The following is a 13,975-nucleotide window of genomic DNA, read 5'->3' as shown; positions in this document are numbered from 1 at the left end:
CTGCGAATAGCAAAGCGACACGAGAAATATCTCCAATGCGAAACCATTGTTTTTATTGGCATGTCGCACTTGGAAATAGAATGTACCCGGCTACATATGTTAGTCGCGTAATATATCTTATGGAACCTTTCCGCTTGGTTCCCCAGATACCCTCGTGACCTGGGGCTGTTTAGGGACCTGCTGGCTATGGCTTGAGCCCATCATCACTCATCGTGTTCGCCTCAACACCGCTATACCAAGTTGGGATCATGCTTCGAAGCTCCCTGACTGAAAGTCTGCCGGGTTTAACGTGGTTCATTCGGTGGCCGTGCTAAGGCAGGCAAAAACTTGTTGCAGCTTTCTCGAGGCTCATCAGATCGTATCCGCCCTCTTGGATCAACAGCACCAGCAGATCGAGTCTTCCAAGTATTTCCCCCATCGTCCTGAAGGCCTCGACGATCAGGCGAAGGCCTCGTGCCGGATCGCGTGCCGGCGCGTCGAAGCCCAGGGAGATGATCAGGACCTGGGGCCGATGGCGAGCGCCGCCTTTGACCTTGTGAGCAAATGTCTTTCTTCATCGCAAATGTGGCGCATGCACACGCAGTCTTACAAATGCAGACAACCGGCGAGGAAATCTTACTTCACTATCGTAATTTTCGAGGCGCGCTCAAAGCATTATGCGATCTTTTGAGTTAGCGACGAAGATCGGCCATCGAGTTGAAACGCAAAGGATAGTCATTGATACGGGCCGGCGATGCTTATATGCGGCGCCCTGGCGAGTGCCATAGGCGAGGAAAAAGATAATGGTTGAAGCTTCCGTTGCTGCCGATCTGTGGACCGTGATGTCGAAGGTGTACGCAATGCCGGGCGTCGCCCAGGCGTGCCTGGAATTGCAGGACCGGTTTGAACTCGACGTGCCGTTGTTCCTTGCCGTGCTCCAGGCGGCCGGGAAAGGCAGCCGCATCGATGCCGACACGATTCGGAGCCTTGACGAGAGCTGCAGCCGATGGCGTGCGGAGGTCGTCCGGCCCCTGCGCGCGATCAGGGTGCAGCTAATGGCCAATCCGTGGATGGAAAACCGCGCGCCAGTCGTGTCCTTTCGCTCGGCGCTCAAGATGCTGGAACTGGACGCCGAAAGGCTCGAGATCGCGGTGTTGGAGGAAGCGATCGCCGACCTGCCGCGCGATGAAGGTCAGGAGGACGGGTCGGCACGGATTAGCGCCGTCGCGCAAATGGTTCTCGAACGTTTCGCCGGCCGCACCCTGCCGGAAGAGATGCCGCAAGCCCGTCTCATCGCAGACGCCGTGTGGTCACTCGCACGGGGCTGATGCTGAACTCGTGAATACAATATCATAATCGATCGCGTCTTCTGCACCGGATTTCGCCTAGCGAAATCGAAGCCAGGCGCATGGCGAAAAAAACCTACCGGATTCAACTCCTGTTTGCAGAGGTGACACGCAGTAATAGGTATGTTAGTCTTTCAAAAGGATATCATTATCAAGGCCGAACATGCCTGAACCCGATCAGCACCTCTATGAGAAGATAAAAGCAACGATCGATCGCCGTGTCGAGGCGGAGGAGTGGCCCGCTGAATTCCAGGTTCCGGCAGAGGTCGAGCTTGCGGAGGAGTTCGGGGCGTCTAGGCTGACCGTGAGACGTGCCTTACGTGAATTGCAGGCCGAGGGCGTCCTGATACGCATCCAAGGGCGGGGAACCTTCGTGGTCGGCCGGCGCATGCAATGCGCTATCTTCAATATTTCCGACATGGCCGAGGAAATTGTGTTCAACGGCGGCGCCCATGCCAGCAACGTGATCCAGCTCGGCGTCGTGCCGCGGGAAGACCCGCAATCGAACATGCTGGCACTGGGGCCGGATGGGGTTGTCTTTCATGCGCGGCTGCTGCACCTGGAGGATGGTACGCCGATCCAGCTTGAAGATCGCTACGTCAATGCAAGCGAGGCTCCGTCCTTCCTGGAGCAGGACTTCAGCAAGATCACGCCGCACGCCTACCTGCTTCGCGAGACGACGGTGACATCCGTGGACAATACGATCCGCGCCATCAGGCCGGACGCGGACGCGTGCCGGCTCTTGCAGATCGACAGCACCCAACCGTGCCTCCTGCTAGACCGGTCGACCTGGCGCGAGGGGACCCCGGTGACCCGCAGCCGCTTCCTCTACCCGGGCGATCGTTACCGGCTGCGGAGCTCGCACGAAGCGCGCCAGAACCGCATTGTGAACGCAAATGGACCATTGACGCCGAAGGGACGCAAGAAATTCAGGTGAAACGGCTGTTCCGGCAGCCGCGGGGGACCCGCGACGTCGCGGCTCGATAATATCCGCGATCTCCCCGAGCGATATGAGGCGGAGCGTCAACACCTCGATCGAGAGGCCGTGGGCCGACGTGACTATGCTAGCCAGCGTCGTTGCCGCACATTCACCCCTTGCAAGGGCCCATGCCGCAGCGCGGGAAGCGTCCTGCGCATCCCCACACGGATTTCGCCGCGGGTGCCCCCTCGCACCGGCATGCCACGATCTCGGCGGCGGACGTCAGGATGACTATATCGAAGCCTGGCAGGCCGAACCGCGGCGACACGGCCGCCATCGGAAGGCCGGATGGCCCCCGGCAGGAAATGCGGATCGGACAGGTCAGCCCCGGGCCTTCATTCCCGTGAACGACACGGGGAAGTGCCGTGATGGTCATCAAGCCCGGCGGCGAGAAAGCCGCAACCGGTAGCGATCGCCGCACAGCTCGAGGGGATGAGATCGTCGATCGCCGCGCGGAAAGCATCGTGCCGTAGACTATGATGCGCGCGGGTCAGAGGTATCCTCCATCAGGCTGCCCTTCAGGCCGCCCCAGCGCCGTATGGCGCCGGTATCGATGTCGAAGAGGTCAAGGGCGCGGGCACTGGAATGGGTGACCAACTCCTCGATGCTCTGCGGCTTGGCATAGAAGGCGGGGACGGGGGGCATGATGATGGCCCCCGTCCGGGTGAGCGCTCCCATCGTCTCGATGTGCCCCAGATGCAGCGGCGTTTCCCGCAGCATGAGCACGAGGCGACGGCGCTCCTTCAGCACCACGTCGGCGGCCCGGCTCATCAGGGTGGAGGTCACGCCCGTGGCGATCTCCGACATGGTGCGCACGGAACAGGGGGCGATGAGCATTCCCATGGTGCGGAACGATCCGCTGGCGATCGTCGCGCCGATATCGGCGACCGGATAGATCACATCGGCCCGGCCCTCGAGATCGGCCTTCTGCAGGCCGAGTTCCTGGTTCAGTGTGAGAAGGGCCGAGCGACTAACGACGAGATGCGTTTCCACCTCCGCCGCCCGCGCAAGTTCAAGGGCGCGGATTCCATAGGCCGCACCCGAAGCGCCCGTGATCCCGATAATCAGCCGCCGCGTGCTCATGATCAGGCGCCCGCGAACCAGTCGGAGAGATGGATGTCATTCACCATGCGCAGCCGCTTACGCTCGAATTCCTCTTCCCGTCCCCAAGGCTTGGTGGCGTCGACCAGCAGGCGCCCCCAGTGATCCTTGGCCTCATCCCGGTAGAAGGACGGGGTCTCGGGAATGACGAGCGTGTCCTTGTCGGGGCGGCAGCGGGTCAGAATCGCCCATTGCACGTCGTCCATGTCGTAGATGTCGACATCCTTATCAACGACGGTGATCTGCTTGGCCCAGATGGGTTCGGCGCCGATCGTCGCCAGCATGACCTGGCGCGCATGGCCTTCGAACTGCGGTTCGATCTGCACGATGGCATGGTTGACGAAGGGCTGGCATGTCACGTTGACGATGCCGGGAAGCGCCGCGCTCAGCCGCTGGTAGATGTTGGCCGAGACGGAAAGCTCCAGCGTCAGCACCTCCTCGGGCGAGCCGCACAGGATCGAATGGAACATGGCGTCCTTGCGCACGGTCACGCCAAGCACTTCGAAGACGGCATTGGGACCGACGGGGACGTAATAGCCCATGAACTCGCCGAACGGGCCTTCCGGGCGGCGCTCGTTGGGCAGGAACCGGCCCTCGATCACCACCTCGGTCTCGGCGGGAACTTCAAGGTCGATATGGTTGCATTTGCGCATGGCAATCGGCGTGCCTCGCAGGCGCGCAGCCACTTCCAGCTCGTCCACGTCATAGGGCAGCGGAGCGGCGGCGGTCAGGAAGGCGTGGGCCGGCGGGCCGATGAGCATGGCCGCCTCGAGCGGCCGCCCCATCTTCTCGGCCTTCTCGTGATAGATCGTCAGATGGTGACGCGGCGCGAGGCGGCAGCGCAGCTCGTTGTCGCTGATGAACATCGAGCGGTGATAGGAGAGGTTGCCCACCCCGGTCTCGGGGTCCTTGGCGATGAACATGGCAGAGGTGAAATAGGGTGCGCCGTCTCGGTCCGAATAGGTGATCAGCGGCAGGTCGGATAGTTTGACCTCCTCGTATTCCGGGGTCTCGTTCGCCGGCACGAGGGGGTCGCGCATCTCGGCCGAGCCGAGCGAGGATAGCTTGCTCCACTGCCGGCAGAAATCGTTCGCGTCGATGCCGATCACCTCACCCAACCGTTCACGGGTGCTGTAGACATTGGTGACCACCGGAAAGCGCGTGCCCTTCACATTGGTGAACATCACGGGCTTTGCCCATTTCTTCTGCGCCAGATGGGTGACGGCGGCAAGTTCATGGGCGGGGTCGATCTCGCGGTCGACGACCAGCAGGTCCCCGCGTTCCTGGAGTTTGCGAACAAAATTTCTCATGGGCGGCTCCTATTGTCAGGGTTTCAGCGGCTTGTGCCGGATAGGGCGGGGATGGTGACGATGCGGTTGGTGCGCGCCTCGTGTGTGGAGCGCATGCGGTAGCGGTCGCCGGGATAGATGAAACGGCTGCGCGTGACGGGAACTCCGTCACGCCAGGTTGAGCGATCCAGCAGGAGGCACGGCTGGTCGGCGCCTATCTGCAGGTGCAGACGGATTTCGTCGTCGACACGGATGGAGCGGATTGTGTTGTCGACGGTCGTGACGGTGGTCTCGCGCAGCAGCCAGGCATGCGGGCTAGTTTTCGAGAAATCCTGCTCGATGTAGTCCGGCGCCTCCACGGCGTTCACATAGCGATCTTCCAACTGGATCGGGCTGCCGTCCTCCAGATGAAGCAGCCGTGAATGGAAAACGGTATCGCTGGCGCCGAGCTGGAGCATGTTCCAGCCAGGATCGTCCCTGGTGAGGATCGAATGCTGGAGCAGCCGGCAGCTATGGGCACCGCCCCCGGAAGCGATCTCCTCCGATATGTCGGCGAGATTGAACACGGCGCATTGCATGCGCGGGCCTATGACGAACGTGCCGCGGCCCTGGACGCGTAGCAGCACGCCATCTGTCTGCAATTCGCGCAAGGCCCGGCGTACCGTAAGGCGGGACGCGCCAAATTCGCTGGCAAGATCCTCTTCCGAGGGGATTTGGAAGTTGGGCGGCCACTCCTCGGTCTCAATACGGCGATCGATCACGCATTTGATGCGCTCGTATAGGGGCTGGTCTGACGCCAACGTGTCCTCCAAAGTGATATCATTATGTTGAGCGCAAACCACACCAAATTTGCCAAGAAGGCAAGGGGGAATTCATTTTTAAATAGAAAGTCAGCGCAATTGCTTACTATTTATGCATTTCGCCGCGCCATTGGTTAAATTTTATGCAGATAAGTAATTTATCAGATCAGCAATTCTGTTCTTGACAGCGATTAGGCATATCATTTTTAATCGAAACAGATATCGCTATGCCGCTCAAGGCGCTACTTCATGCCGCGAAAAGGAGAGACCATGCCCATGCAAGACCTACCGAAACTGTCTATGTACATCGACGGTGAATGGGTCGCCCCGGCCTCGGGGGAGTATATCGAGACAGTCGATCCCTTTACCGCGAAGCCCTGGGCCTTGATCCCGCGTGGAAATGCAGAGGACGCCGACCGTGCGGTGCGCGCGGCGCATCGCGCCTTCACGGAAGGCCCCTGGGGCAGGATGCACCCGACCAAGCGCGGACGTATCATCCAGAGATTCGCCGCCCTCATCGAGGAACATGCCGATGCACTTGCCGAAATCGAGGTGCGCGACAACGGCCGCCTGCTGGAGGAGATGCGGCACCAGATCCGTTACATTCCGCACTGGTATCACTATTATGCTGGCTATGCCGACAAGATCGAGGGCGCGGTCCATCCCTGCGACAAGCCGGCGCTCAGTTTCTCGCGCCATGAGCCGCTAGGCGTCTGCGTCGGCATCGTGCCGTGGAATGCGCCGTTGCTGCTGTTCTCCCTCAAGGCGGCCCCCGCCTTGGCGGCGGGCAACACGCTGGTGATGAAGCCCGCAGAATTTACCTCCGCGACCGCGCTCAAGCTCATGGAGCTAGTCGAGAAGGCCGGTTTTCCGACCGGCGTCATAAACGTCGTCACCGGCTACGGCCCAGAGGTGGGCGAGCCGCTGGTTACGCATCCGCTGACCCGGCACTTGGGCTTCACCGGATCGACGAAGACGGGCGCCCATCTGTCCGCGCTGGCGGCGAGGGACGTGAAGCGTGTCAGCCTGGAACTCGGCGGCAAGTCCCCCAACATCGTCTTCGCCGATGCCGATCTCGACAATGCCGTGCGCGGCGTGGTGGGCGGGATCTTCGGCGCAGTCGGCCAGACCTGCATCGCTGGCTCGCGTCTCCTCGTGCATCGCTCTATCCAGGACCGTTTTCTGGAAAAGCTCGCCGCCTTCACGAAAACGGCACGCATCGGCGATCCGCGCAAGGTCGAGACCCAGATCGGGCCGATCGCCAACAGCATGCAGTTCGAAAAGGTGCTCGGTTATATCGACATCGCTCGCCAGGAAGGCGCTGAACTCGTCCTCGGCGGCAAGCGCCCGGACCTTGCAGAATGCGGCGCCGGCTTCTTCATCGAGCCGACCATCTTCACCGGCGTCAACAACGATATGCGCATCGCGCGGGAAGAGGTGTTTGGCCCGGTTCTTTCGGCCATAACCTTTGACGAGCCGGAAGAGGCCGTCGCCATCGCCAATGACAGCGAATTCGGCCTCGGCGCAGGAGTCTGGACCTCGAACATGCGCCTTGCCCTGAAGATGTCCGAACAGCTCGAGGCCGGCAGCGTCTGGGTCAACACCTATCGCGACATTTCCTACACCACGCCTTTCGGCGGCTACAAGAAAAGCGGCATCGGGCGCGAGAACGGCGTGGCGGGGATCTACGAATATCTCCAAACCAAGGCCGTCTGGCTCTCGACCGCGGAGGAGATCGCCAATCCCTTCGTGATCGGTTGAAGCGCGACGCCGATTTCATCCGCACACAAACGACGAGCCGCAACAGGCCGAGTGGCTCGTCGCCAACCTGAGGCCACAAACGGGAGGACGCAATGATTTTCGAGAGAGTGAAACGCTACAGTTATGTCTCCGCGGTGGGTGCCATCGCCGCAATCGGCCTGCTTGTCGTGGCAGGCGCCGCCAATGCGCAGTCGGCGGCCGACATTCTGCCCCAGAAATACAAGGATTCCGGGGTCATCAAACTGGTGACCGATGCGAAATATCCTCCCTTTCAGTCGATCAACGACGCAGGCGAGATGGTCGGCTTCGAAGTCGATCTCTGGGACGCGATCGCAGAGCGCCTCAGGGTGAAGATCGATGTAACGTCCGTCGCATTCGATTCGCTCATCCCCGGCGTCCAGTCCGGTCGTTGGGATCTCGCCATGGAAGGGATCACCGACAATGCGGAGCGGCAGAAGGTCGTCAGCTTCGTCGATTACGGCTACACCACCTCCTCCGCCTATGTCCTTGAAGAAAAGGGCAGCGGGATCGACGACCATCTCAGCCTTTGCGGCCTGAAGGGAGCCGCGCAAAGCGGCACCGAATGGGTCGGCATGATCACGACGGAAATCGGCGACGCCTGCGCCGCCGCCGGCAAGGAGAAGCCTTCCGTCTCCGAATTCGGAACGTCGGAGGCGACTTTGCTTTCCCTCTATTCCGGGCGTAGCGATTTCGTTCTGACCTCCGCGGCCTTGGCTGGCGAAATCCAGAAGGCGGCGCCGCGTCCCGTGAAGGTCCTCAAGATGCCGGTACTCGCCCGCATGCCGAGCGGCATCGCGTTTCGCAAGGATGAAACGGACCTCGGCGAGGCCGTGCTGGCGGCTCTGAAGGAGGTCCGGGCGAGCGGCGACTACGACAAGATCTACGAGAAATGGACGGTCTCGCCGATGGCGATGGAACACGAGCCGGGCATCAACCTTGCCACGGTTCCGGCTGCGGAATGAAAAACGCGGTCGGTGGCTCCGGCCACCGGCCGCATCAAACCGGCCATTATTGAGAGACAGCGATCATGTCGAATGATTCAACTCTGGCGTTGTCGGCCCCATCGGATCGACCGGCGCTGACATATGTCCCGGCCACGGCCTGGAAGACGCGGCTGGCCGCAGCCTTACTGATCATCTTCGTGCTGTATTGCGCGAATATGATCGCGGCAAATCCCAATTTCGGATGGGCTGTCGTCGGTGACTATCTGTTCGACGCACGTATTCTTTCGGGCCTTTCCCTGACGCTGTGGTTGACACTGGTCACGATGGCGATCGGCGTCGTCTTGGGAACGATTTTCGCCATTCTCGCGATGACGGACAATATTGTCATCTCGACCGTCGCCAATGCCTATATATGGTTCTTTCGCGGCACCCCAGTTCTTGTCCAGCTGATATTCTGGTACAATCTCGGCGCTCTCTTTCCGGAACTTTCCCTCGGAATCCCGTTCACGTCCCTGTGGGTTTCCGTCCCCACCAATACACTCATATCGCCTGTTACAGCGGCCGTGCTCGGGCTCGGACTGAACGAAGGCGCCTATATGTCCGAAATCATCCGCAGCGGCCTGATGTCGGTCGATCCGGGCCAAAGGCAGGCCGCGAAATCGCTGGGCATGACCAGTGGAAAGGCGCTGTGGCGCATCGTCTTGCCGCAGGCAATGCCAGTGATCATCCCGCCGACCGGCAATCAGACGATCGGCATGCTGAAGACTTCGTCCCTCGTGAGCGTGATCTCGCTGGCCGATCTGCTCTACTCCGCTCAGACGATCTATTCCCGGAATTTCCAGACCATCCCGCTGCTGATCGTGGCCTGCCTGTGGTACCTAGCGGCCACCACGCTCCTGAGCGCCGCCCAGGTGCGAATAGAGCGGCATTTCAGCCGATCGACCGTAACTGCCATCACCCCAATGAGACGCCTGTTTCGCCGGAAGGTTCGATAAAAATGTCAGATCCGATGATTGTCTTTGACCGGGTATCGAAAAGATATGGCAGCTTGCCGGTGCTGCACGACATCAATCTGGAAGTCACCGCGGGAGAGGTCATCAGCCTGATCGGCCCATCCGGATCCGGCAAGTCGACCCTCCTGCGCTGTGTCAATCACCTGGAACGGATCGAGCAGGGAAGCATCACTGTCGACGGGGAGTTGATCGGTTATCGCCGTGACGGAAACTTCGCCTACGAGCTATCGGAAAAGCAAATTGCGCGGCAACGGGCGCGGATCGGAATGGTGTTCCAGAACTTCAATCTGTTCGGACACAAGACCGCTCTCGAGAACGTCATGGAAGCGCCCGTCCATGTTCTCGGCATCGGAAGACGGGAGGCCAAAGCGCTCGCGGGCGAGCTTTTGGCGCGTGTCGGTCTGGCTGACAAGATGCAGAATTATCCCCGAATGTTGTCCGGCGGCCAGCAGCAGCGCGTTGCCATTGCACGGGCGCTGGCGATGAAGCCCAAGGTCCTGCTCTTCGATGAACCCACAAGCGCGCTCGACCCGGAACTGGTCGGCGAAGTCCTCGACGTCATGCGATCGCTGGCGGCCGAGGGCCTTACGATGATGGTGGTCACCCACGAGATGTCTTTCGCGCGTGAGGTCTGCAACCGCATCGCCTTCATGCAGTCGGGTCGGATCGTGGAATTGGGGGCGCCTTCCGAGATGTTCAGCAGCACTGCCTTCGAGCGCACCCGCTCCTTCATGGCGAAGGTTCATTAAATGGATGCTCGAAGAAACGTCCACATATCCAGCAAGTGGGATATGATCGTCATCGGCGGAGGTATCGTCGGGTGTTCGGCCGCATTTTACGCGGCGCGTTCCGGCCTGCGCGTCCTTCTCGTCGAGCGTGACACGCCAGGCTCCGCACAATCGGGCCGTAATCTTGGCTTCGTTCGCCAACAGGGACGAGACTTCCGCGAGCTTCCTCTCGCCATTGCCTCGCTGCGCCTTTGGAACGGTCTCGAAAAGGATATCGGACGCAGCGTCGGCTGGTTTCGCGGCGGCAACATCGTTCTGGCGGTCAATGACAGCGACATGGCGCATCAGGCGGACTGGCAGGCCAAAGCGAAGGATTTCGGTCTCGACACCGTGCTGCTAACGCCGGCCGACGTCGCCGGAAAACTTCCCCTCCTTTCCGAAAAAGCCGGCATTCGAGGCGCGATGTTCACCGCCTCGGATGGGCGGGCTGAGCCGGGACGCGCCACGCGGGCGTTGTTCGAGGCCGCGGTCGAAGCGGGTGTCTCGGTTATTCTTGGCGGGAGCGTGAAGCGCCTGGATGTTCAGGCCGGGCTTATCCATGGGGTATGGATCGACGGTAAGCTTTATCGTGCCGACACGGTCCTCTGCGCCGCCGGCACGGGAAGCGGCAAGCTCCTGCGCCCGATCGGATACGTTCTTCCCCAGGAAAAGATAAGGGCGACCGTGGCGCGTTCCCTGCCGGTGCCGAACCTCACCCTCCATCCCTGTGTCTCGCTGCCCCAGACTGGCCTTCGGCAGGATGTAAACGGGGCAATCGTTTTGTCGGTGGCGGGGGGAGAATATGACGTACGGCTCGATTCCTGGCGATACATGCGCCACTATCGGGAAACGAGAAGAAGCAATCCAGATGCGGCGCGGATCAACTATCTTGGTCCAATTCAGCCGTTTGTCCGGTCGCATCGCTCCGCACCGATAGCGGATATCGCACCAACCCGAGAAGCCGTGCAGCCTGCCCTTTACCGCGTCCGGCAGGCCCAAAATGAATTGCAGAGATTTATACCTGCATTGGCGGAGGTTGCTATCGAAACCGTATGGGCGGGCATCATCGATACCCTCCCCGACGTGGTTCCCGTCATAGGTCAGGTCAAAGCCGTCGAGGGGCTTCTCGTCGCTGCCGGATTTAGCGGACACGGTTTCGGATTGGGACCGATGGCTGGGAAAATCATGGCCGAACTCGCAGTAGGCCAAACCCCGTCGGCTGATATTTCGGCTCTTTCGCCGGCGCGCTTCCAGCAACTACCCAAATGAACTGACAGCACTCGATCCGCCTGACGACATCGGCGACCATGAACATGGAGACTAAAATGCCAAAGAGAATCTTTTCCGGTTCCCCCTCCGAAACGACCGCAGGCTACGCCAAGGCTGTGATTGATGGGACAACGATTTATGTTTCCGGCACGACAGGCCGTGATAAGGCCACGGGTCTGTTTCCTCCGGATGCGGCAGATCAGGCACGCAATGCATTCGCGGATATTGAGGATGCATTGAACAAGGCAGGGGCCACCCTCGCCAATGCCGTGGCAAGTCGCGTTTACGTAGCCGACCTCGAAGCGGCCGAGGCCGTAGGGCCGGTGCTTGGACAGGTGTTCAAGGATATTCGACCCACCAGCACGTTCTTAATATGTCAAATTCCTGCACGCGGTGCAAAAGTCGAAATCGAGATTACTGCTTCCCTTGCCGATTGAGGCTGCCCATGTCGGTCGACATGGAGATCCGATTAACCGGAGAAAGCGGTGGCAGGTTGGATGTTCGGCCCCCTCCCCTTGGGAGGCGACATAGAGGATAGTGGTGAACATTGGCTGTTCCGGCATATTCACGCGGAAAGCAGCGGCCAAGCCAGGGCGTGTGCTGAAGCAGTGCGAGGGCGTCTTAGGCATGGAGGGCGAGCACTGCAGCACCGGCGGCGGGACTTCGATCTCGGAGACGACGACGCGCCATTCGTTGAAGCGCGCGCAGCACGTCGGCACCTCCGCGCTTTTAACATGCCCGCGGGCAGCGCTTGACTATTTTGAGGCCTGGTGCGGTCTTGCTACCGGCTCTCCCCTCCCGGCGACGGGGCGGTGAGCGACCTCTTCGATGTCGGCGTCACGGCAGCTTGGGCAGCGTATTGAAGGGATCGATTACCGGCACACCGAGCGGCTCGAAATGGCACGTGTTCCTTGTCAAAACGGTGAGCCCCAGCACCTGCGCCGTTGCGACTTCGAAACCAGGCTTATGCGCACGGGCGTGATCAAGGATGGCGCCAGCCGCATTCGCGCATTTCAGGTCAAATGGCAGCAGCCTCTCCGAATAGAGATACTCAATGGCGCTCCACCCGTCGCGAAGGGCGCGCGGTTTCGTCGTCGCACCTTCGTGTTGCGCCTTTGCGATGCCCGCTGCAACCTCTGCCGCCGAAACGACGGAGAGAAATAGATATGGACTGGCGCGGTCCAGCCAATTGACCAGGGCGCCTCCCCTCCCCGCCTCGACGGCGCGAGCGCCGAAATGACGTTGGTGTCGACGAGGGACATCAGAAGTCGATGGCGCGGTGCGGCTTACCGGTCCGCGTCGGAATATCGATTTCGTCGCCGGAAAAGCGCCCAGCAACCGGCCGAAGCTCGGCACATGCGACAGCTTCTCGTATTCCTGATAGGACACGACGGCTTCCTTCCTACCGTGCCGGGTAATCAAGGCTGGATTGCCACGAAGCGCTTGATCGACGACGGCCGACAGCGTCGCTTTGGCGTCTTTCAGCTGGATCTCTTTCCGTAGACGGTGGTCTGCGGTTCGAACTCTTCCAAGGTGAGGAATTGAACGGGTGCTCCTTCAAAGCAAGGGCACTGTTTGATGAGTGGTCGCGTCATCCAAACTGGCGTGGTTTTTCAGGTCGCTAATAAGGTTTGTGACAATTTTCAAGGGCTGGCGATTTGCCGGCAGTAGCAGGAGCGTGCGGAAATATATGGCTGGCTCGAAGGGGCGGACAATGAGATTCCTGCCGAGATAAGGTTCAGCCGTTATAGGGTTCACCACGCCGCAACCGAGTCCGGCATTGACCAGCGCGCATATCGTCGTCGAGTGTTGAGTCTCAAGCACGATTTTGGGCTTTATCGCTCCCGTCTCAAAAATGGCATCTACCTGCCGGCGAATCGTGTCCTCGGGAGAAAGCGCAACGAATGGTTCGCCGTGCAGGTCCTTCGCGAGTACGACTGCCCGTTCCCTTAGACGGTGGTCGGCCGGAAGCGCAACCACCGCGCGGTAATTCGTGAAAGGCCGGGCATCGACACCGGCCAGTTCTGTCTCGTCTGCTACCACTCCGACGTCGAGCTGTCCGGAGGCAACGAGATCTTTCACCAGAGTGGACCTCTGGGTTTGGAATGTAATCGTCACCTCGGGGTGGCGCTTCTGAAAAGCATACAACGCCTTTGGAACCACATTTGTGCTCAGTTCCGACAGGCTGGCAAAGCGAATTTCGCCTGAGCCGAAACCGCCGATGCGCGCCGCAGCGCTGCGAAGGTGAGTTAGCCCGGTGAAGGACTGCTCAACCTCGCGAAAGAAAAGCCGAGCCTCCGAGGTCGCCAATAGGCGGCCGTTCGTGCGGTGGAAGAGGGCGAGGCCGGTACTGTGCTCCAGTTCCTGAATGGCCTTGCTAACGACGGGCTGCGAAATCCTGAGGACCTCAGCAGCGCGAGAGGCCGTACTGTTGGTCATCACCGCATGGAAGATTTCGATCTGCCGCAGATTCATGAGGACGTCCTCCAGTGAGAATAGACAAGCGCCTGTGTGGTGACGCCGAAGATCAAGACGGATGATTTAACGTCACGGATCGACGCCCTCGCGGCTCCGTTGAGCTGTACTGGCCTGGCCACTACCGCACAGCAGTACAAATGCTGTGTATGGCTCCAGTGTCCTGGCTCTGCTCAAGGCCATTCCTCCGTCTCGATACGGCGATCGATTACGCTTTTGATCCGCTCGCAC

At 60.3% G+C, this 13,975-nt stretch carries 12 protein-coding genes and 2 pseudogenes; 8 read left to right on the top strand and 6 right to left on the bottom strand.

Translation table 11 applies throughout. The features are described from left to right. Window positions 1–310: 310 nt before the first annotated feature. Window positions 311–508, bottom strand: a pseudogene (locus J2Y48_RS25365) (histone deacetylase family protein); the annotation flags it as partial. Between the two features lie 274 nt (window positions 509–782). On the opposite strand from J2Y48_RS25365, the gene J2Y48_RS12115 reads away from it, so the two are divergent. Beyond that, window positions 783–1,307, top strand: a complete 525-nt coding sequence (locus tag J2Y48_RS12115; protein WP_310417755.1) for a TIGR02444 family protein — start codon at window positions 783–785, stop codon at window positions 1,305–1,307. Window positions 1,308–1,488: 181 nt separating this feature from the next. Then, window positions 1,489–2,262 (top strand): UTRA domain-containing protein, encoded by a 774-nt coding sequence (locus J2Y48_RS12110; protein ID WP_310417753.1) that lies wholly within the window; start codon window positions 1,489–1,491, stop codon window positions 2,260–2,262. 516 nt (window positions 2,263–2,778) lie between these two features. On the opposite strand, the gene J2Y48_RS12105 is transcribed toward J2Y48_RS12110, so the two are convergent. The 3 genes from J2Y48_RS12105 to J2Y48_RS12095 are packed head-to-tail and all read right to left on the bottom strand — an operon-like array spanning window position 2,779 to window position 5,494. Then, on the bottom strand, window positions 2,779–3,387 hold the full coding sequence (locus tag J2Y48_RS12105) for a UbiX family flavin prenyltransferase (RefSeq protein WP_310417751.1): 609 nt from the start codon (window positions 3,385–3,387) through the stop codon (window positions 2,779–2,781). Window positions 3,388–3,389: 2 nt separating this feature from the next. Further along, the gene (locus J2Y48_RS12100) at window positions 3,390–4,715 is read right to left on the bottom strand and encodes a UbiD family decarboxylase (RefSeq protein WP_310417747.1); all 1,326 of its coding nucleotides are present in this window, start codon (window positions 4,713–4,715) and stop codon (window positions 3,390–3,392) included. Between the two features lie 23 nt (window positions 4,716–4,738). Further along, window positions 4,739–5,494: a UTRA domain-containing protein gene (locus J2Y48_RS12095; RefSeq protein ID WP_310417744.1), complete on the bottom strand. Its 756-nt coding sequence runs from the start codon at window positions 5,492–5,494 to the stop codon at window positions 4,739–4,741. 276 nt (window positions 5,495–5,770) lie between these two features. On the opposite strand from J2Y48_RS12095, the gene J2Y48_RS12090 reads away from it, so the two are divergent. The 6 genes from J2Y48_RS12090 to J2Y48_RS12065 all read left to right on the top strand — a co-directional run bounded on the left by J2Y48_RS12090 (window position 5,771) and on the right by J2Y48_RS12065 (window position 11,706). Then, entirely contained in the window at window positions 5,771–7,255 is a 1,485-nt protein-coding gene (locus tag J2Y48_RS12090) for an aldehyde dehydrogenase (protein WP_310417799.1), read from the top strand. Window positions 7,256–7,347: 92 nt separating this feature from the next. Continuing rightward, a complete protein-coding gene (locus tag J2Y48_RS12085) occupies window positions 7,348–8,238 on the top strand; it encodes an ABC transporter substrate-binding protein (RefSeq protein WP_310417741.1) in 891 nt (296 codons plus the stop codon). Window positions 8,239–8,303: 65 nt separating this feature from the next. Continuing rightward, window positions 8,304–9,215, top strand: coding sequence for an amino acid ABC transporter permease (locus J2Y48_RS12080; protein ID WP_310417738.1), 912 nt, complete (start codon window positions 8,304–8,306; stop codon window positions 9,213–9,215). 2 nt (window positions 9,216–9,217) lie between these two features. Beyond that, window positions 9,218–9,982: an amino acid ABC transporter ATP-binding protein gene (locus J2Y48_RS12075; protein ID WP_310417736.1), complete on the top strand. Its 765-nt coding sequence runs from the start codon at window positions 9,218–9,220 to the stop codon at window positions 9,980–9,982. A gap of 42 nt (window positions 9,983–10,024) precedes the next feature. Continuing rightward, window positions 10,025–11,269: an FAD-binding oxidoreductase gene (locus J2Y48_RS12070; protein ID WP_310417733.1), complete on the top strand. Its 1,245-nt coding sequence runs from the start codon at window positions 10,025–10,027 to the stop codon at window positions 11,267–11,269. A 56-nt stretch (window positions 11,270–11,325) separates the two neighbouring features. Next, the gene (locus J2Y48_RS12065) at window positions 11,326–11,706 is read left to right on the top strand and encodes a RidA family protein (RefSeq protein WP_310417730.1); all 381 of its coding nucleotides are present in this window, start codon (window positions 11,326–11,328) and stop codon (window positions 11,704–11,706) included. An 824-nt stretch (window positions 11,707–12,530) separates the two neighbouring features. Here the strand turns inward: J2Y48_RS12065 and J2Y48_RS12060 are convergent. Then, window positions 12,531–12,811: pseudogene (locus tag J2Y48_RS12060) on the bottom strand (type II toxin-antitoxin system Phd/YefM family antitoxin). A 15-nt stretch (window positions 12,812–12,826) separates the two neighbouring features. Further along, a complete protein-coding gene (locus J2Y48_RS12055) occupies window positions 12,827–13,744 on the bottom strand; it encodes a LysR substrate-binding domain-containing protein (RefSeq protein WP_310417726.1) in 918 nt (305 codons plus the stop codon). Window positions 13,745–13,975: the final 231 nt, after the last annotated feature.

Origin of the sequence: Mycoplana sp. BE70 (genome assembly GCF_031455855.1) — a bacterium.
GTDB lineage: Bacteria > Pseudomonadota > Alphaproteobacteria > Rhizobiales > Rhizobiaceae > Mycoplana.
Note: the sequence above shows the minus strand (reverse complement) of the source record. Positions and strands in the feature narration are given on the sequence as shown.

Coding starts and splice junctions, on each gene's coding strand:
- J2Y48_RS12070 (WP_310417733.1), top strand. CDS start 10,025: ATGATCGTCATCGGCGGAGGTATCGTCGGGTGTTCGGCCGCATTTTAC.
- J2Y48_RS12075 (WP_310417736.1), top strand. CDS start 9,218: ATGTCAGATCCGATGATTGTCTTTGACCGGGTATCGAAAAGATATGGC.
- J2Y48_RS12090 (WP_310417799.1), top strand. CDS start 5,771: ATGCAAGACCTACCGAAACTGTCTATGTACATCGACGGTGAATGGGTC.
- J2Y48_RS12085 (WP_310417741.1), top strand. CDS start 7,348: ATGATTTTCGAGAGAGTGAAACGCTACAGTTATGTCTCCGCGGTGGGT.
- J2Y48_RS12100 (WP_310417747.1), bottom strand. CDS start 4,715: ATGAGAAATTTTGTTCGCAAACTCCAGGAACGCGGGGACCTGCTGGTC.
- J2Y48_RS12055 (WP_310417726.1), bottom strand. CDS start 13,744: ATGAATCTGCGGCAGATCGAAATCTTCCATGCGGTGATGACCAACAGT.
- J2Y48_RS12110 (WP_310417753.1), top strand. CDS start 1,489: ATGCCTGAACCCGATCAGCACCTCTATGAGAAGATAAAAGCAACGATC.
- J2Y48_RS12115 (WP_310417755.1), top strand. CDS start 783: ATGGTTGAAGCTTCCGTTGCTGCCGATCTGTGGACCGTGATGTCGAAG.
- J2Y48_RS12065 (WP_310417730.1), top strand. CDS start 11,326: ATGCCAAAGAGAATCTTTTCCGGTTCCCCCTCCGAAACGACCGCAGGC.
- J2Y48_RS12080 (WP_310417738.1), top strand. CDS start 8,304: ATGTCGAATGATTCAACTCTGGCGTTGTCGGCCCCATCGGATCGACCG.
- J2Y48_RS12105 (WP_310417751.1), bottom strand. CDS start 3,387: ATGAGCACGCGGCGGCTGATTATCGGGATCACGGGCGCTTCGGGTGCG.